Origin of the sequence: Kitasatospora nipponensis (genome assembly GCF_039528135.1) — a bacterium.
Classification (GTDB): Bacteria; Actinomycetota; Actinomycetes; order Streptomycetales; family Streptomycetaceae; genus Kitasatospora; species Kitasatospora nipponensis.
The window spans coordinates 17,815-36,450 of the sequence record NZ_BAAALF010000076.1; the positions used below are offsets into that span (position 1 = coordinate 17,815).

An 18,636-nucleotide genomic window follows, 5' to 3' on the forward strand; every position below is an offset into this window, starting at 1 on the left:
TGAACGGCAGCGCAACACCGTTGTCAACAGTGTTGCGCCAACTCACCCGGACCTCGCTAGACTGAGCGCACCATGTCGAAGCCATCCGTAACCCCCGCCCGTACCAAGCGCGTCGGCTCCCAGCTGACGCCCGAGGCGATCATCGAGGCGAGCCTGCGCATCGCCGCCCGCGGCAGTGCGGACGCCTTCACGGTCCGCCGCCTCGGCGAGGAGCTCGGAGCCGACCCGACCGCGATCTACCGGCACTTCCGCGACAAGGACGAGCTGCTGCTCTCCGTCGCGGACCGGACCCTGGGCGAGGTCCTGGACAGCATTCCCGCAGGTCTGGGCTGGCAGGACCGGCTGCGGGCACTGGCCGCCGGCTCGCTGGCGGTCGCGCTCAAGTACCCCTCGGTCAGCGCGGCCATGGCCAGCCGCACCACCCGGCGCAGCAACGAGTTCCGCATCGTCGAGCTCATCCTCGGCGCGGTCACCGAGGCCGGCCTGGACGGCGCCGACGCCGCCGTCCACTACCGGATGGTCGGCGACTCGCTGCTGGCCTACGTCGGCCAGCGGGCCGCCTACCTGCTCTTCGACCCCGACGTGCGGGCCGGCGACGAGTCCTCCTGGAACCGCGAGTACCGGCTGGTCGACGCCCAGGGGTTCCCGCACATCTCCCGCCTGGGCCAGCAGCTGGCCGAGGTGACGCACGACCAGATCTTCCAGGCCAGGGTCGAGGCGCTGATCACGGCGATCGAGCAGCGAGCCCGGACCGTCCGGGAAGCCTGAAAGCACAGCAACCCCCCCCCAGAGCTACTTCCGTACTCGCCCCAGCAGTGAGCGCAACAGTGTTGACAACACTGCTGCGCTAGCGCTTCACTCCCCTGCATCCCCCCTCACGCTCCATCCCCCACGAGATGAGGCACCACATGCACCGCGCACCCAACTCCCCTGCGGGTCACGGCAACCGAGCCAACCTTCCGGAGCCGCTGCGGGCGGTCTTCGCCACCCACGCCGAGGCGCGGCGGCGCCGGATGCCGGTGGCGGAGGTCGCCGGCGAGCAGGCCGAGCGCGCCGAGCGCTCGATCAGCCGCCGCCGGCTGCTGGGCGCCACCGGGGCGCTCGCCGCCACCGCGGCCGTCCCCGCCGGGCTGCTCAACCCGACCCGGGCCGCCGCCGCGACGGCGCCGCGGATCGTGGTGGTCGGCGCGGGCCTGGCCGGGCTGCGCTGCGCCCACCAGCTGTGGAACCGGCCCAAGCCGGTCGCCGCCACCGTCTACGAGGCGGACACCAGCCACCTCGGCGGCCGCTGCTGGTCCCTGCGCGGGTTCTTCGCCGGCGGCCAGGTCGCCGAGCACGGCGGGTCCTTCATCAGCTCGACCGACAAGTCTGTCCTCAGCCTGGCGAACAGCCTGGGCCTGCGGCGCGAGTATGCCAACGGCGGCGCCCTCGACTCCGGCGACTACGCCGCCTGGATCAACGGCGGCCCGTACGGCAGCGACCAGCAGCAGAGCGACTGGACCGCCCACGCGTTCGCCGCCTTCAGCGCCTCCTACCAGGCGATCGGCACGCCGCGCTACGACAACCACACCGCCGAGGCCTTCCGCCTCGACCAGCTCTCCTGTCTGGACTACCTCGCCGAGATCGGCCTGCCGGCGAACTCCGCGCTGGGCCAGCTGATCCAGTCCATCCAGCTGCAGTCCGGCGGCGAGCCCGGACAGTCCTCCGCGCTGAACATGATCAGCTTCCTCGGGGCCTCCAGCACCTTCGACGGCGCCAGCGGCTTCGACGAGAAGTACCACCTGGTCGGCGGCAACGACCAACTGGTCAGCGGCATGGTCGGCCAGCTGCCGGCCGGGGCCGTCAAGCAGGGCTACGAGCTGATCGCGCTGTGCCGCAACGGCGACGGCAGCTACACCTGCACCTTCAACCACGGCGGCAGCACCGTCTCGGTCCCCGCCGACCACGTGGTGCTGGCGCTGCCGTTCAGCACGCTGCGCAAGGTCGACTTCTCCCGGGCCGGGCTGTCCGCGCTCAAGACGACCGCGATCACCCAGCAGGGCATGGGGCAGAACGCGAAGCTGGTCACCCAGCTGACGAGGAAGACCTGGCCCGCGCTCGGCTACAACGGCATCTCCAACACCGGGCCGCTCGGCTACCAGACGGCCTGGGACGGCTCGGTCGACCTGGGCGCGAACGGCGCGCCCGCGCTGCTGGTCAACTTCCTGGGCGGCGACGGCGCCCGCACCGGGCTCACCGGCGCGGCCCACGGCCCGGCCCCCACCGCCGACGTGAACGCCTTCCTGAGCCAGATCGAGCACGTCTTCCCCGGCACCACGGCCGCCTGGAACGGCAAGGCGTACGAGGACCACTGGTCGCTCGACCCCTGGCACCTGGGCGCCTACCACTCCTACAAGGTCGGCCAGTACACCTCGTTCGCCGGCTACGAGGCGGTCCAGGAGGGGCGGATCCACTTCGCCGGCGAGCACACGGACGTCGACAACGCCACGCTGGACGCCGCGGTGGCCTCCGGCGTCCGGGTCGCGGGCGAGATCATCGCCCAAATCTGAGCCCGGTCGTTGCCGCCGCCCACGGCGGGTGGGCGGCGGCGACGGCCGATCATCGACAGTTACGAAGGACAGGCACTATGACCACCGTCAGCAGGACCACCGTCAACGGCGGCGTCTCGTTCTGGTACGCGCAGAGCGGCCGCCCCGCGCCGCGCGATCCGCTGCCCGGCGACACGACGGTCGACGTCTGCATCGTCGGTGGCGGCTACACGGGGCTGTGGACCGCCTACTACCTCAAGAAGGCACTGCCCTCGCTGCGGATCACCGTGCTGGAGCAACAGTTCTGCGGTTACGGAGCCTCGGGGCGCAACGGCGGCTGGCTCTACAACGGCATCGCCGGGCGCGGCCGCTACGCCCGCCTGCACGGCCACGACGCCGCCGCGGCGCTGCAGCACGCGATGAACCGGACGGTGGACGAGGTGGTCCAGGTCGCCGCCGCGGAGGGCATCGAGGCGGAGATCCACCAGGGCGGCGTGCTGGAGGTGGCCTACACCCCCGCCCAACTCGCCCGGCTGCTGGCCTTCCACGCCCAGGAGGTCGGCTTCGGCGAGCACGACCGGCAGCTGCTGAGCGCGGCGGAGTCGGCGCAGCGGATCAAGGTGGCCGGCACCCTGGGCGGGACCTGGACCCCGCACGGCGCGCGGATCCACCCGGTCAAGCTGCTGCAGGGCCTGGCGAGCGTCGTGGAGCGGCTCGGGGTGGTCGTCCACGAGTCGACCGCGGTCACCGAGATCGGCCCGCGCCGGGCCGTGACCCCGCACGGCACCGTCCGCGCGGACTACGTGCTGCGCTGCACCGAGGGCTTCACCGCCTCGGTCCGCGGCCAGAAGCGCACCTGGCTGCCGATGAACTCCTCCATGGTGGTGACCGAGCCGCTGCCGCCCGAGGTCTGGGACGAGATCGGCTGGCAGGGCCGGGAGACCCTCGGCGACATGGCGCACGCCTACATGTACGCCCAGCGCACCGCGGACGACCGGATCGCGATCGGCGGTCGCGGCGTGCCGTACCGCTTCGGCTCGCGCGTCGACAACGACGGGCGCACCCAGGCCGCCACCATCGCGGCGCTGCGCGAGCTCCTGGTCCGCTTCTTCCCGGCCGCCGCCGGCGCGGCCATCGACCACGCCTGGTCGGGCGTGCTGGGCGTGCCCCGGGACTGGTGCGCCGCCGTCGAGCTGGACCGCTCGACGGGACTGGGCTCGGCCGGCGGCTACGTCGGCAGCGGCGTCGCCACCGCCAACCTGGCGGCCCGCACGCTGCGCGACCTCATCCGGCTCGACTCGGGCGAGGGCCGGGCCACCGAACTGACGGCGCTGCCCTGGGTGAACCACCCGGTCCGCCGTTGGGAGCCGGAGCCGTTCCGCTGGATCGGCGTGCACGGCCTGTACGCGGTCTACCGCGGCGCGGACCGCCGCGAGCTGAGCGGCGCCCGCGCGAGCACCGACTGGGCGGCCCGGCTCGCCGACCGGGTCTCGGGCCGCTGAGCTCGGTGGCCGGGTGGCCGGGTGGGCGGTGCCACCCGGTCGCCCTGATCGGCCAGGTCGGCCGGCGGTCAGGTTCTGGCCGACTCGTGCAGTGAACCGGCGCACAGGGCCCAGATGATGAAGATGTTCATCGCGATCAGCACGATCGCCCAGAAGGGGTAGTAGGGCAGCCAGAGGAAGTTGGCGATCAGGCTCAGTCCGGCCAGCAGCACGCCGACGGCCCGCGCCCAGAACGCGCCGCCGAGCAGGGCGAAGCCGGCGAGCATCACGACGATGCCCAGGATGAGGTGGACCCAGCCCCAGCCGTTCAGGTTGAAGCGGTACGTGTAGTTCGCCGTCCGGACGAAGACGTCGTCCTTGGCGATGGCGGAGACCCCTTCGAGGATGGCCACGATGCCGCCGACGATCATCAGGACCGCGGCGAAGAGCGTCCAGCCGGATCTCATGACGTGCCGCGAGCCTCCGGTGGGGACGCTCCCGGCCGACGTGGCGGTGGGGTTACTGGACATACGGACCTCCCTGATCCGGGGAAGCGGACGTTCGGCGCTCCGAGCGCGCCGGACGGCGACTCCTGTTCCAGAGTTCCACCAGCGGGCCGATGCCGCGCGCTGCGCCGGGGGCGGGGGCAGGGGCCGCGCCGGGGGCGGCCGGTTCAACCGGGCCCGGCGCCGGGCCCGGCCTCCTGCCAGAGCAGCGGGAAGCCCTCCGCCAGCGCCCGCTCCACCCACGCCAGCCGGCGCCCCAGCAGGTCCCGGCGGTGCGCGGGACTCCGCAGCAGCAGCCGCTCCAGCAGCTCCCGCAGGCGCAGCAGCACCATCGGGATCCGCACCGCGGCCGCGATCACGTCGTCCAGGCCCGTGCGCAGGTACTCCTCCCAGTCCGGCACCTCGACCACCAGGCGCGGCACGCCGGCCCGGTCGGCGAGCGTCAGGGGCGTTCCGGTCTGCTCGGCGGCCGGACCGCCGAGCAGGTCCTCCAGGCAGTCCAGCCCCTGCACCGCGCTGGCGGGGTCGTTGACCGCCGCGGACAGCGATCTGAGCACGATGTCGGCGATCAGCCGGAAGGCGAGCAGCGGATCCTGGTCGAACGTGCGCTCCGCCCCCGTCACCAGGCTGCCGAGCACGGCGCCGGCGGGCAGGTCCGCGCCGTGCACGTCGGCGACGGCCGCTCCGCGCGACAGCGTGGCACCCGGCACGGTGTGCAGCACGACGACCGCGCCCGCCGCCTGCGCGGCGGCCAGCAGCCGGTCGGTGTCGACCTGCTGCAGCACCGCGAGCGACTCGGGCCACCGCACGGTCGAGCGCCGTACGGGCAGCGGCGCGGCGGTGGGAGCGGTGGCGGTGGAGGCGGCCCGCTGGGCGTTCAGCGCCTCCAGGATGGCGCTGCCCCGCTCGGTGATGGCGTGCAGGACCGGGGCGAGCTGGATGGCGGCGAAGGCCCGGAGCTGCAGGATCCGCAGCAGGGCCAGCAGCACCAGGGCCAGCAGGCCGGCGACGATCGGCACGAACGCCGTCACGCGCTGCCGGCCGGCGATGGCCAGCGCGGCCGTGACGCAGTAGACGGCCAGGCCGATGGCGAAGGCGAAGGTGCGCCAGACCACGGGCGCCTCGCGGAAGAGCGTCAGCCGTGGCGTGAAGGAGGTGTGGGCCCACTGCACCACGAGGAAGAGCAGCGAGAAGATCACCACACTCGTGCCGAGCACGCCGAAGCCCAGCGCCAGCAGCATGTCGGACACCTGCCGGCCCGGCACCTGCGGCCCCGCGGTGATCGTCGGCACGGCCAGGCCCAGCGCCACCCCGACCAGGGTGAACAGCAGCTGGGAGCGGCTGCCCCGCAGCCCCGGTCTGCGCCGCAGCAGGACCGGGCGCGCCATCAGGCCGCACCGTCGACATCGACCGGCATGGGGTCCATGGTCCCGCACCGGGGGTCCCCCCGCCCGCCGGACGGGGGCCCGGCCGGGCGGGGGGCGACGGGGGCGCGTCAGCGCGGCGGGCCGACGATGCAGCTGGCCGAGCTGCTCGCCTGGGTCTGGGCGCCGGTGGCGTCCGTGATGGTGGCGGTCGCGGTGACGCGGGTGCCGCCGAAGCAGCTGAGGTAGATCTCGGTAGTGCCGTTGCCGCCGCCCAGGACCGACGTCCCGCTGCTGTGCGTCCAGGTGATCGTGTACGGCGCGACCCCGGTGATGCCGACCACCCCGCAGTCGACCTCCGCCCGGTTCTGCGGGTTGTTGCCGAGCGGCTCCGAGTCGCACCAGGCCTGCGCGCTCACCGACGCGGGCGCGGCCTGCGCCACGGGCGCGGTGGCGAGGGCCGCGGTGCAGGCCGCAGCGGCGGCGATGCCGGCCAGAACGGCGCGGCGGGTGCGGTGAGTCCGGGCAACGGTACGGCGCATGGGGGTCCTCCGGGGTCGCATGAGGGTGGATCACGAGGGGACGTGCTGCTACGGCCGATCAGCTGAGATGCATGGAATAATAGATGAATTCACCTCAGCTAGTACAGGGAATCTGTTACATCATCAGTTCCATCCCGTGGAGTGACTGTTGAGCTCGCCGAAGCGATGAACGACCACAGCCGCTCCGCGCCCTCCTCTCACCCACGGTCACCTCGCCGCGCTTCACACATATGCTCATAGGATTGACGGTCAAGCTGACGTCGGGCAGCAGGGATGTACAGGGGTAGGGACGGCATGGCCATCGAGTTGCCGGAGGAGGTGGTATCGCTCCTGCAGTTCATCGGGGTGAACTGGCCGCAGGTGAACGAGGACAGCGTGCGGGAGTTCGCCACGCACGTCCGAGAGTTCGCCACCAACGTGCACGAGACCCACCAGGCGTCGACGGCGACGGTGCAGCAGATCGGCGAGGTGTACCAGGGCCAGTCCTACGAGGCGCTGATCACCCGCTGGAGCGAGCTGTCGGCCAGTCACATGGACGACCTGGTGCAGGCCTGCCACACGGTGGCCACCGCACTGGACGCGGCGGCCGACGTGATCGTGGCGATGAAGATCCAGGCGATCGAGGAACTGGTGGTGATGGCCGCCACCTTCGTGGCGGACCAGGCCGCGGCCGTGGTCACGTTCGGAGCGGCGGAGGCCGCGGTCCTGCTGATCGAGGCGGCAGCGACACGGGTCGTCAACTACCTCGAACAACAACTGGAGCAGTACGTCATCGGCGAGGTCATCGAGGCCGCGATCACTCCCCTGGCGGCGATCGTGGGTCAGGCAGTCAGCGGCCTGGTCTTCAAGGGAGCCGAGGCGGCCATGGGTCTGCCCGCCGACGGCGGCGGGGCAACGGGGACCGGGTTCCGGATCCACCCGGAGGCCGTCGAAGCACACGCCGGGACGATGCACGGCCACGCCGACGCCGTTGCCGCACACGCCGAGGCGTTCCAGGCCAAGCTCGCGGGGGTGAGCTTCGGATGAGCAACCGGATCGTCAAGGCCCTGGAGGACGGGGCGAAGAAGGTCGGCAAGACACTCGCCGAAGACGCCGGCAAGGCCGTGAGGGACTTCTACCACTCCGCCGGGAACAACCTGAAGAAGGTCGCGCGAAACACGGCCAAGACCGACGCCGAGCACGCAACCGCATTGCAGAGGCTCCTCAAGGACGGGGGCGAGGACTCTCACGAGCCGCACCTTCCGGGTGGTCGCCGCGGCGGGGGCGAGCCCGGACTGGGTGGACACCGCCGACCCGGCCAGCCCTCGGAGGGGAACGGGCGCTGCCAGACCGCCGGTGACCCGGTGGACGTCGTCTCCGGACAGATGATCGCATCCGTCGTCGACCTCACCCTCGCCGGCATCCTGCCGCTGACCCTGCGCCGCGCGTACGCCTCCGGGTATCGGGGCGGGCGACTGCACGGGCCCGGCTGGTCCTCCACGGTCGATCAGCGTGTACAGATCGATGCCGCCGGAGTCCACTTCGCCGGGGACGACGCCCAGGTCCTGCACTATCCGCGCCCCGGCCTCTCCGGCGAGGCCGTCCTACCGACGGCAGGCGCACGCTGGCCACTGACCTGGGACCAGGACACCGGCGTCATCAGCATCGAGGACCCCGACCGTGGTCTGACCCGCCTGTTCGCCCCCACCACCGCCAACCCTGTGGCGACCCACGAGACCCGACCGATCACCGCCCTGGTTGACCGCAACGACCACCGCGTGACCTTCCTGCACGACGACACCGGCGCCCCTCGCGAGATCCGTCACAGCGCTGGCTACCGCGTCGCCGTCGACACCTTCCACACCGCTGCGGGCCTGCGCATCGAGGGCCTGCGCCTGCTGGACAGCACTGGCGGCGGCCAGCACACCGAAGTCGTCAGGTACCAGTACTACCCGGACGGCCGGCTGGCCGGCGTGGTCAACTCCTCCGGGTCTCCGTACGTGTACGAGTACGACGACGCCGACCGCATCACTGCGTGGATCGACCGCAACGGTGACAGCTACGCATACACCTACGACGACCACGGTCGGGTGGTGCAGGGGCGTGGCCACGCCGACATCCTGTCGGCCACCTTCCAGTACGACACCGCCCGCCGTGTGACAGCGGTCACCGACAGCCTCGGACACACCACCAGCTATCACTACGACGAGCAGCACCGGGTCACCGTCATCGTCGACCCGCTCGGCCACACCGCCGTCACCACGTACGACGACCATGGGCACGTGCTGTCGCGCACGGACGAGATCGGACGCACCACGTCCTTCGAGCTCGACGAGCACGGTACCCCGGTCGGTATCACCGAGCCCGACGGCAGCACTATCGAACTCGGCTACACCGCACTACGCCAACTGGCCTCCGTGCGACACAGAGGCACCCTGACCGCCTCGTTCACGTACGACCCCAACGGCAACCTGCTGACCAGCACCGACGCACTCAGCGCTGTCACCACCCGCAGGTACGACGAGCAGGGCCGGCTGTGCGCGGTGACTGATCCGCTCGGACAGGTGCGCCGGCTGGACACCAACCCGGCCGGCCTGATCACAGCAGTCACCGATCCGGCCGGCAGGACCGCACGGGTCGGCTACGACGCCTTCGGCCGCGTCAGCACGTTCACTGATCCCCTTGGTGCCGTCACCCGCCTGATCCGCCGGCCCGAGGGCGAGATCACCGACCGCATCCACCCGGACGGCACCCGCGAGTCCTGGACGTACGACCCAGAGGGCAACTGCACCGAACAGCGCGACCAGGCCGGCGCCGTCACCCGGTTCGCCATCGGTCCCTTCGGGCAACTGGCCGGCCGCACCCTGGCGGACGGCGAGGAACAGGTCTTCACGTACGACACCGAAATGCAACTGCTCTCGGTGGCAACCGGCGACGCACGCTGGAGCTACCGCTACGACCCTGCCGGTCATCTGGTGAGTGAGAGTGACTTCAACGGCCGTAGCCTCAGCTACCGTCTGGACGGCGCCGACCAGCTGCTTTCCGTCACCGACACCGCCGGCCGCACCACGAGCTTCAGCTACGACCTCCTCGGCCAGCAGCTCGAACGCCGCAACCACGACGGCTCGGTCGTCACCCTCACCTACGACACCCGCGGCTGCCTGGCAAGCGTCTCGCGGGACGGCAACATCCTGGAATACGGCTACGACGCCGTGGGACGGATCCTGAGCGAAAGCATCAACGGACGTTCCACCCGACACGGTTACGATCTCATGGGCCGGCGAACCAGCCGGACCACACCAACCGGCATCGTCTCGACCTGGAACTACGACGCCAACCACCAGCCCACCGCCCTGGTCAACCGCCTGGGCACCCTGACGTTCGACTACGACGACTCCGGCCGCGAGACCACCCGTCATCTCGGTGACGGCGCGGCGATCACCCAGACCTGGGACGACTGCAACCGGCTCAGCGCCCAGTCGCTCTGGTCGCGTGACAGCACGACACGGTCCGGCGGCGCCTACACCAACTTGCGCGAGCGCACGTACAGTTACCGTGCTGATGGGCTGCCCTCCGCCATGACGGACAGCCTGCACGGTCGACGCGACTTCGAGCTCACTCCGGCCGGCCGGGTCACCCGGGTGAACGCCCGTTCCTGGAGCGAGACATACGCCTACGACCAGCTCGGCAACATCGTGCGGGCCCACGACACCCGTGCCCCCGACCATCCGACCGCCGGCGAGCGTTCCTTCGACGGCTCGCTGCTGCGAAACGCCGGCCGGACCTCCTATGCGTACGACGACCAAGGTCGTCTGGTCCGGATGCTCGTGCGGACACTGTCGGGCCAACGCCGCGAGTGGCACTACTCCTGGGACGCAGAGGACCAGTTGGCCGAGGTCGCCACTCCCGACAGGTTCTGGTGGCGCTACGAATACGACCCGCTGGGTCGGCGCATCGCCAAGCGACGGTTCGCCGAGCTCAACGGAGAACGCGTCCAGGTCGAGGAGACGCTCTTCGCCTGGGACGGGGACCAGCTGATCGAGCAATACGGCCACACCGCTGCCGGTGGTCGGCTGGCCATCAGCTGGGACTGGCAGCAGGGTAGCTGGCGGGCCCTGACACAGACCGAGCGGGTCTGGCACCCCGGGGCGGGGCCCGACCAAGCTCCGGCGGACGAGCGCTTCCTCGCCGTGGTCACCGATCTGGTGGACACGCCGAGCGACCTGGTCACACTCGACGGCCAGGTGGTCTGGTCCGCCGACACCGATCTCTGGGGTCGGCGCCTGGAGAGCGGACCGGGCCGGACACCGGGGTGCCCACTGGGCCGACCGGGTCAGTACCACGACGCCGAGACAGGCCTTGAGTACAACCACTTCCGCTACTACGACCCGGGAACCGGCCGCTACCTGAGCTCCGACCCACTCGGACTGAGTGCCGGCCCCAATCCGCACGCCTACGTGCCCAATCCACTGTTCTGGATCGACCCGTACGGGCTGGCGAAGAAGCAGCCCAAGGGGTGGGGCGGATGGTACGGCAAGCTGAAGCCGGCGAACTGGACGGACGGCAGCGACAACAACAGCTACGAGGTCAATCACATACCCGCCCAGGACGCCTGGCTGGACCTCGGACTGCCCACTGACCTCAAGGAGTCCACCGGTCCGGCGATCCGCATGGAGTACGACGATCACCGCAACTTCATCAGCACCGGTTCGGGACGCGCCTCCAAGGCCTGGCGAGCGAAGCAGCGCAGCCTCATCCTGCAAGGCAAGTTCGACGTGGCAATGAAGATGGACATCGGCAAGATCCGAAAGGAGCACGGCACGAAGTACGATGCCGCGATCAAGGAGATGGTCGATTCCCTGCCGAACAACCGGAAGTTCCAGAAGTACCTCAAGGACAACGGCTGGAAGATCCGCGAGTGCCTCCTAGAATGACGTCCATGGACTTCGAACTGACTCCCCCGAACGGCCTGACCGGCTTTCCGCTCGGCGCCCCCGCGCAGGATGTGAAGTCGGCCGCGGCCGCCCTGGGCCGCGTCACGGTGCGGAACGAAGGCTCCGCGAGCCAGTTCGGCTACATGACCGTCACCGCGCTGCACCCACAGTTCGAGATCGTCTGCCACCTGGAGGACGGTAGGACGCTCACGGCCGCGGAGGTGTGGATCCCCCGTCCCGGGCCCGAGGAGATCACGGTCCGCTTCCGGGGCCTCGACGTCTTCCGGACGCCGGCCCGTGCCTTGGTGGAGCAGTTGACAGCGAGCGGCCTGACCGTCACGCAGGACGAACCGAACCACTGGATCGTGCCCGACCTCTCGCTGGGCTTCGGGCGGGTGGCGGGCCATGACGTCCCGCTCGACACCGACGGCAGGCCGCTCTACTTCCAGAGCGCGCTGACCGGGCCGGCCGACTACTACGCCTGATCCCGTCGCCGCCCCGGATGCCGGCTGCTCCCAGGGCTTCGCCGGCCACTCCTGGGATGTGACCGCCCATCTGGTGCTCTCGGTCCTCGGCTTCCCGCTGCGGTGATCGGCCCGACCGTCCTGGCGAGCCGGTTCCGCACGAACCCCGCGTGGCAGGGAGCCCGTGGCCCGGTCCTGACCTTCAGCCCCGTGACGTTCGCCGGGGTGCTCGCCTGCCTGGCTCTACAGGGGCGGGACGGCGCGGGCTACGCGGAGCGAGGTCCGACCCTGGCCGCCGCGACCGGGGTGGTCCTGCCGGCCATCAGGACGCACGGTCTCCTCGTGCCGCGCTCCGACGCCCCCGAACCCTCGGTCGGCCAGGGGCTGTAGGAACTGTCCGACCCGGTGGGCACACTCGACCCAACCGTGCCCGATGGTCACCGGAGCACACTGAGGTACCGTCAAGGAGATTCCGTGTCAGTTGCTCCTCCCTCTCTCTCCAACACCCCGCCGCCGCACGACTGGATCTGACCGACATGCCGCAGATGATCGACCACGGCGATTCCAGCGTCGGGACCCAATGCCCCCTGGCGAAGGTGACCGAGTTACTGGCGGGGCTCGCCGAGCAGATGGAGCGGTGGCAGGCCGAACTGGCGCAGGCGCAGGCGACGGTGAAGTCGCTGACCGATCAGTGCGCGTCACACCGCGCGGAGCAGCAGGGACCGGTGCTGGACGCGCCGGTGCGGGAGAGTGCGGCTCCGGCGGTGCTGCCGCGCGAGGAGGCGGTGCAGTTCGTGGTCGATTCACTGGCCCGGGGCGCCCGGCGGGTATCGCATGTCCGCTCCCCCGACTCGCCGTTCCTGGAATGCCTCAGGGCGCGCCAGGAGCACTGGCCGGATCCACGGTTGTCCGTGCAGGAACTGATCAGCCGCCCGACCAGGACGCACCGGACGTCGCCCGAACACAGTCGCCGGTCGGTCAGAACGACCTGGATCAGGCTGCACGAGGTCCTCATCATCGACGACACCGCCGCCTTGATTCCCAGCGCGGGGGGCGCGGACGTCACCGTGGTCCAGGAACCGGCCGTGGTGCAGCAGTTGGCCCAGTTCTTCAAGGCGGCCTGGACGCAGGCGGCGCACGCGCAGGAGCCGGTGGTGTTCCCGGACGGCACGGTGATCGAGCTCAAGCACCGGATCGTCCAACTGCTGGCCGAGGGAGCCAAGGACGAGACCGTGGCCCGCCGGCTGGGGATTTCGCTGCGCACCTGCCGTCGCCACATAGCGGAGATCCTGGACCAGTTGGGCGCCTCCAGCCGGTTCCAGGCCGGCGTCAGGGCGGCCACCCTGGGCACGCTGCCGGCCACGGAGGGCTCGTAGGCGCGGACCACGGACCCCTCGGGCGCCCACGACCGGGCCGCTCGTCAGTCGAGCAGGGCCAGCAGCAGGGCGGCGATCTGCGCCTCCCGGCCGGCGCCCACGCCCAGCCGGTTGGCGGTCATGTGGACGTGCGAGCCGAAGATGCCGGCCGCCCGCGCGAAGCCGAGTTCCACCGTCCAGGTGCGCAGCGCGGTGCCCAGCGGGTCCGTCCACGGCGCCCAGCGGGGGTCGCCGTCGCGCAGCGCCTCGCGCAGCCGCGGGGCGAGCGTCCCGAGCGCGGCGACCTGCGCCCGGGCGGCGGCGGCGCGCTCGGCGCGCGTCAACTCCGTTTTCTCGGAAGGGACATGTGCGGGCCGGGCCCAGTCCAGCCAGCTCTCCTGTTGTGCCACCAGGAAACGCCGCAGGCTCTCGGGCGGCCCCACGGCCTCCAGGACCGAGCACGCGGCGGCGAACGCCTCCAGGCCTGAGGCGAGGGCGTGCGGGGTCCCGGCCCTGGCCAGGCAGGCGCGCAGGGCCAGCCGGCTGGAGCGGTGGAAGAGGTGCTCGGAGCAGGCCATGAGGTGCCGCCCGCCGTAGCGGGGGTACTCGGGCTCGTAGCCGGCCCGCCGCACCCCCGGGGCCAGCAACTCCCCTGCCGCCAGCGCGACTCCCTGCTCGCCGGCGGCCGCGATCCGGCTCACGGCGAGGGCGTAGCCGACCTGGTCGAGGCGCTGCCCGGGCGGCACCGCGGCGTCCAGAGCGAGCAGCCGGTCGGTCAGGACGCTCGCCATCAGCTCGCTCTCGACCCGCGTCAATCCCTGGACGCGCAGCCGCACGTGCGGTCCGCCCTGCCAGTAGCGGACGAAGAACCAGCGCGGGCCGTCGGGTTCGAGCAGCCCCAGCCGGTCGGCCAGCGGGCCCAGCGCGTCGGTGACCACGGCGTCCAGCGCGGCCGGGGCGAAGGTGGCCACGTGCAGGTGCCAGCTGCGCCAGCCGCGGTCGTCGGAATCGGGCACCTCGTGCGTCGTCCTGTCCGTCACACCCGTCATCTCCGTCGCACCCGTCATGTCCGTCACGCCCCTCACACCCTCAGGTCCAGGGCCGGCTCGGTGAAGCGGGAGCGGCCGCAGATGACGGTGAAGACCGGCAGCACCTCGCGGGGCAGCTCCAACTCCCGCTGCAGCCAGTACTCGTCGAACGACCGGGCGGGGCGGGCGAACAGGCCGTGCGCGGCGGCGGCGGTGGCCAGTCCGTGCGAGGCCCAGCCGCACCACAGTTGGAGCAGGGACCAGCCGGCCGGCCCGCAGGCGTCCAGGATCGCGTCGAGGTCGGCGGAGAAGACCCACATCGCGTTCGCGTGCCGCAGCCCGCAGTCCGTCACGGGCGTCAGGGGGTAGCCGAAGGCGTCCTGGAGACGCTGCATCAGCCGGGGCGCCGGCCGCCCGGCGTCCAACTGCCCGTCCACCAGAGTGTAGTGGCCGGTCGGGAGACCGGCCACCCGCTGGAGGGCGACGGTGGTGCGCACCTGGCGACCGATCTCCGCCAGCGGCCCCGGCGCGGGCTGGGCGAGCCAACCGAGCAGGTCGGCCAGGCACTCCTCGCCGAGCGTGGCGGGCCGGGCGGAGAATCCCGAGACGACCGCGGGGACCCGCCCGGCGGAGCGGTTCCAGAGCGTCCGGGACCAGTCGGGCCGCCCGACCTCCCCGTCGGCGGCCGGTCGCTTCGGCAACTCCGGTACGCCGCGCACCGGTTCGGCCTCGGGCCAGGCGAGCTCGGCGAGCGGCGCGGTCACCTGGGCGGCTTCCAGGATCAGCGGGTCGCCGGCGTCCTGGCGCAGCAGCGCGTCCTCCTCCTCGTGCTGCCGCGGGTCGGCCTCGGCCGCGCCCGGCAGCGGACGGCTCGCCGGCAGCGGGCCGGCCCCCTCCAGGGTCAGCACCAGCGGCGGGGACCAGGTCCCGGGGCCGCTACCCGCCAGCAGGCGGCCGGCCGCGGCACTGACCGCGGGGTCCGACCGCAGCCGGGCCCGGACGCCCAGCAGGTCCGCGGCGACGTGCAGGGCGCGCAGGTTGATGCCCAGTTCCAGCAGGCCCAGCGCGCAGCGCAGGCGGCCGTAGAGCGCGGGCAGGTCGGTGGTGCGGGCGGCCAGGACGACGGTGAGGTCGCCGGGAGCGGGCAGCAGCCCCGCGAGGTCGGGCAGGGCCGGGAGGCCCGGGAGGTCTGCACCGTCGGCGGGCCCCGCGAGGTCGACCAGTGCGTGCCGGTAGAGGTCGAGGTAGCCGCACGACCCGTCGGGCGCCAGCACGACGACGTGCACCGGGAACTTGCTGCGCACCGAGGCGATCGAGCGGTGGTCGTTGAAGCGGTTGGACGGCTCACGCCGCTGCAGGCCGACGGCGGCCACCAGCAGGTGGCCCACCAGTTCCCCCGGCTCCAGCGCCTCGACGGCGGCGGCGGGCAGCGGGAGCGGGTACCGGGCCTGTGCCAGCAGCCGGTGGGTGCCGACCGGCAGCGGCCGTCCCCGGGCACCGCGGGCCGCGGCCGGGGGCAGCGTGGCGGTGGTGGGTGCGGCGGCGTCCACCTGCGGCTGCTCGGCCAGTCCGGTGCGCAGGGCGCCCTGCCGGTGGGCGAAGAGCCGGACCTCGGTCGTCGTCGTCATCGGTGGCACGGCCCTTTCCGGCGGGTCGGAGACGCGGTCGAGGAGGCAGGGAGCGCGGCCAGGACGGGGAGCGGCGCGGTCACGGGAAGGGGTGGGGGTCGAACGGGAAGTCCTCCTCGCGCGGCGGTCCGCCCCGGGCGTCGGCGATCGCGGCGGCCAGCCGGGGCAGCCCGGCGAGCCGCTGCTGCGCCTGGCCGAAGCACATCGCCAGGATGCCCGGCACCACGGCCTTGACGACGCAGAGCCCGGCCGCGCCGTGCTCGGGCGTGGACTGGTCCACCACCACCACGCGGTCCAGGCCCGCCTGCCCGAACAGCTCCGCGACGAAGCGCAGCGCCCGCGTGACGTCCCCGCGCGCGGCGTCGGTGAAGACGCCGGGCCAGCCGGGGAACGCCTCGGCCAGGCTCACCACCGGTCCGCCCAGCACCGCCCCGATCCGGGGCAGCAACTCGGGGTAGGCGTAGCGCTGGTGGTGGTCGGCCATCTCGTCGACCAGCCAGGGGTCGGCCACCGTCGGGCGCCTCGCCTCGACGTCCCAGTTGACGCCCATGCTGACCAGCTGGGACAGCTCCCACAGGCCCGCCCGGACGGCCGCCACCGGGTCGGCGCCGGAGCCGGCGGCGCTGAGGCTCGCCGGCATCCGGCCGTCCTCGCGCAGCGCCAGCACCCAGACGACCGGGACCGCGAGGTCCACGGTGGCGACCAGCAGGTGCACCTGGAACCCCTGGTCCTCGATCTGCCGGATCAGCAGCAGGCACTCGCGGTCGGTGATCTCCCCCGGAGTGATCCGGGGCAGCGGCCGGCGGCGGTGCCAGGAGAGCAGGAAGGCGTCCCGCTCGGCCAGCTCCAGCAGCGAGTGCAGCGCGGCCTCCTCGTAACTGCCGCCGAGCGCACAGCCGCTGGAGGACTCGTGGAAGAAGTGCGTCCGCCTGGCGTCCTCGGGCGCCGCCGAGGGGGCGGGGTAGCGGTACTGGTAGAAGCCGACATCGGCCGGGACGAGCAGCGGTCGGCCGCCGTCCAGCGGACGGCCCCACACCCAGTCCATCGCGGTGGACTCGTCGGACGGCCGCAGGTGGCTCAGCGGGGAAGCCAACTGCCGCGCGGTGTACCGGCCCAGCCCGCCGAGTTCCACCGCGCGGTCGCCCAACTCGCGTGCGGTGGCGCCGAACACCAGCGGTGCGGCGTACGGGTGGCCGCCGCTGCGCTCGAACGCCTCCAGGCAGCCCACCGCCTCGGCGTGCCGGAAGGTCGAACTGCGGCCGTGGCCGGCGAACATGGCCCCGAGCAGACGGGTCTCGGTCATCGCCATGCCGACCTGGCCGGAGCGCCGGGTGCCGAGCACCGGACCGAACCGGGGGTCGGCGAGGGCCTCGCGCATCCGGTCGGGATCCAGGCCGAACGGCGGCTCGCCGCGGTCCGGCAGGGCGCCGGAGGCGGGGCGGGCCACCAGCGGACGCGGGCGGGGTGGCTCGCTCGGCCGGCCGGCGCGCAGGTCGGGACCGTCGCCGCAGACCGCGCAGCGGAAGCTGCGCGGCACCCGGTGACGGCGCAGGACCCCGTCGGGGGCGACCGAGAGCAGCTCCCCCGGCGCGAGCAACGGCAGCTGCCCGCGCAGCAGTTCGGCCAGCAGCTGCCCCAGGGCGGGCGGCAGGACGGGCGCGTGGACGCGCGGGGCGGGCGGGGCGGGCGGGCGAGGCGCCACTGCGGCCGCGGGGCCCGCGGGGGCACCTCCCGCCGCGGCGTGGGCCGAACGGTGGGTGAGCTCCGGCAGTTCACGGTCGGTGTCCCGGGTCCAGGCGCACCCGGCACAGCCCGACGCGCCGTCCGGCGACCAGAGCGGTCCGACCAGGACCTCCGCCAGGGTCGCGCGCACGGACAGCAGGGGCACCGCCGTCTCCCGGGCGAGGGCCAGCACCTGCCGCTCCCAGTCGGCGTCCTGACCGGCGGCGACGGCGACGATCAACTCGGCCTCCGGCTCGCCGTGCTGCGCGCCGCCGCGCTGCTCGCACCACGGCAGCTCCAGCAGGTCCGCCGGGGCGCCCGGGCCGGCCAGGACCCGCGTCCCGCCCGACGGCCGGCTCGGTGTCGTGCTCACTGTCCCGCTCACTGTCCCGCTCATCCGAGCGCCACCCAGCCGCAGGCCAGCGGCAGTTCGCCGACGGCCTCGTCGTGGACCAGCCGGCCGGCGCGCGGGCACAGCCCCAGCGCCGCGGCGCGGGAAACGAGTTGGCGCAGGCAGTCGTGGACCTGGCGGTCCGCGGCGATCTCCAGGGACCAGGTTCCCACCGGGTCCGGCGGCAGCACCCGGGCCTGCGGTGCGCCCTTCTCGGCGGCCCGGAACTGGGCGCGGGCGGTGGCGGAGAGCAGCGCCGCGTACGCGGCGGAGGCCGGGGTCGGCCCCCACTGGGTGGCCAGCGTCTCGCCGGTGACCTCGTCCCTCGCGACGGCGAGCTGCCAGTCCAGCCCCGGCACCGTGCGCAGGTGCAGCGCGGCGGGGACGTCGAAGAAGTCCCGCAGCAGGCCCCACTGCGAGCGGACCGCGACGCTCCCGAGGTCCTCCCAGGCCAACTCGCCGCCGGCGGACCGTGCGAGGGCGTCCCGGCCGGCCAGCCGCAGCAGGCCGTCCGCCAGCCAGTGGGCCCGGCTGATGCCGGCCGCGTGGACCGCCGTGCCCTCGCCCTGCGCCGGATCCTGCTGCGCGGCGCGGTGGCGCAGCATCGCGAGGGCGGCCGCCAGGCCGGCGGCGAGGCGGGCGCGGGCCCAGCCCAGGAAGTGCGGGCCCCCGGCGGGGGGGGGGGGGGGGGCGGCGGGGGGGGGGGGCGGGGGG

General features: G+C 72.8%; 15 protein-coding genes. 8 read left to right on the top strand and 7 right to left on the bottom strand.

What is annotated here, in order from left to right:
• Positions 1 to 72 precede the first annotated feature (72 nt).
• The 3 genes from ABD323_RS21135 to ABD323_RS21145 all read left to right on the top strand — a co-directional run bounded on the left by ABD323_RS21135 (position 73) and on the right by ABD323_RS21145 (position 4,030).
• Positions 73 to 768: a TetR/AcrR family transcriptional regulator gene (locus ABD323_RS21135; RefSeq protein ID WP_344443372.1), complete on the top strand. Its 696-nt coding sequence runs from the start codon at positions 73 to 75 to the stop codon at positions 766 to 768.
• A gap of 140 nt (positions 769 to 908) precedes the next feature.
• Positions 909 to 2,549 (top strand): flavin monoamine oxidase family protein, encoded by a 1,641-nt coding sequence (locus ABD323_RS21140; protein ID WP_344443374.1) that lies wholly within the window; start codon positions 909 to 911, stop codon positions 2,547 to 2,549.
• Positions 2,550 to 2,626: 77 nt separating this feature from the next.
• The gene (locus tag ABD323_RS21145) at positions 2,627 to 4,030 is read left to right on the top strand and encodes an NAD(P)/FAD-dependent oxidoreductase (RefSeq protein WP_344443376.1); all 1,404 of its coding nucleotides are present in this window, start codon (positions 2,627 to 2,629) and stop codon (positions 4,028 to 4,030) included.
• A gap of 68 nt (positions 4,031 to 4,098) precedes the next feature.
• Here ABD323_RS21145 and ABD323_RS21150 read toward each other — a convergent pair whose 3' ends face one another.
• From ABD323_RS21150 to ABD323_RS21160, 3 genes are all read right to left on the bottom strand, one after another.
• Positions 4,099 to 4,539: a DUF7144 family membrane protein gene (locus ABD323_RS21150; protein ID WP_425556094.1), complete on the bottom strand. Its 441-nt coding sequence runs from the start codon at positions 4,537 to 4,539 to the stop codon at positions 4,099 to 4,101.
• 143 nt (positions 4,540 to 4,682) lie between these two features.
• Positions 4,683 to 5,903, bottom strand: a complete 1,221-nt coding sequence (locus tag ABD323_RS21155; RefSeq protein WP_344443378.1) for a DUF2254 family protein — start codon at positions 5,901 to 5,903, stop codon at positions 4,683 to 4,685.
• Positions 5,904 to 6,010: 107 nt separating this feature from the next.
• Entirely contained in the window at positions 6,011 to 6,421 is a 411-nt protein-coding gene (locus tag ABD323_RS21160) for a hypothetical protein (protein WP_344443379.1), read from the bottom strand.
• A 294-nt stretch (positions 6,422 to 6,715) separates the two neighbouring features.
• Here ABD323_RS21160 and ABD323_RS21165 point away from each other — a divergent pair, with 294 nt between their 5' ends.
• The 5 genes from ABD323_RS21165 (at position 6,716) to ABD323_RS21185 (ending at position 13,174) form a co-directional block, all read left to right on the top strand.
• On the top strand, positions 6,716 to 7,447 hold the full coding sequence (locus ABD323_RS21165; RefSeq protein ID WP_344443380.1) for a WXG100-like domain-containing protein: 732 nt from the start codon (positions 6,716 to 6,718) through the stop codon (positions 7,445 to 7,447).
• Positions 7,444 to 11,334 carry an RHS repeat-associated core domain-containing protein gene (locus ABD323_RS21170; RefSeq protein WP_344443382.1) on the top strand — a complete coding sequence of 1,297 codons (3,891 nt, stop codon included), beginning with the start codon at positions 7,444 to 7,446 and terminating at the stop codon, positions 11,332 to 11,334. The genes ABD323_RS21165 and ABD323_RS21170 overlap by 4 nt, the downstream gene beginning before the upstream one ends.
• 5 nt (positions 11,335 to 11,339) lie before the next feature.
• Positions 11,340 to 11,819, top strand: a complete 480-nt coding sequence (locus ABD323_RS21175) for a hypothetical protein (protein ID WP_344443383.1) — start codon at positions 11,340 to 11,342, stop codon at positions 11,817 to 11,819.
• Between the two features lie 189 nt (positions 11,820 to 12,008).
• Complete coding sequence (locus ABD323_RS21180) at positions 12,009 to 12,188, top strand: hypothetical protein (protein ID WP_344443385.1); 180 nt, start codon at positions 12,009 to 12,011, stop codon at positions 12,186 to 12,188.
• Between the two features lie 206 nt (positions 12,189 to 12,394).
• Positions 12,395 to 13,174, top strand: a complete 780-nt coding sequence (locus ABD323_RS21185; protein ID WP_344443386.1) for a helix-turn-helix transcriptional regulator — start codon at positions 12,395 to 12,397, stop codon at positions 13,172 to 13,174.
• A gap of 44 nt (positions 13,175 to 13,218) precedes the next feature.
• Here ABD323_RS21185 and ABD323_RS21190 read toward each other — a convergent pair whose 3' ends face one another.
• The 4 genes from ABD323_RS21190 to ABD323_RS21205 all read right to left on the bottom strand — a co-directional run.
• Entirely contained in the window at positions 13,219 to 14,169 is a 951-nt protein-coding gene (locus tag ABD323_RS21190; protein WP_344443387.1) for a thiopeptide-type bacteriocin biosynthesis protein, read from the bottom strand.
• A gap of 65 nt (positions 14,170 to 14,234) precedes the next feature.
• Positions 14,235 to 15,809, bottom strand: a complete 1,575-nt coding sequence (locus tag ABD323_RS21195; protein WP_344443389.1) for a hypothetical protein — start codon at positions 15,807 to 15,809, stop codon at positions 14,235 to 14,237.
• A gap of 79 nt (positions 15,810 to 15,888) precedes the next feature.
• Positions 15,889 to 17,904, bottom strand: coding sequence for a YcaO-like family protein (locus ABD323_RS21200; RefSeq protein ID WP_344443391.1), 2,016 nt, complete (start codon positions 17,902 to 17,904; stop codon positions 15,889 to 15,891).
• 20 nt (positions 17,905 to 17,924) lie between these two features.
• A partial coding sequence (locus ABD323_RS21205) for a hypothetical protein (protein ID WP_344443392.1) occupies positions 17,925 to 18,636 on the bottom strand: 712 nt, incomplete at its 5' end.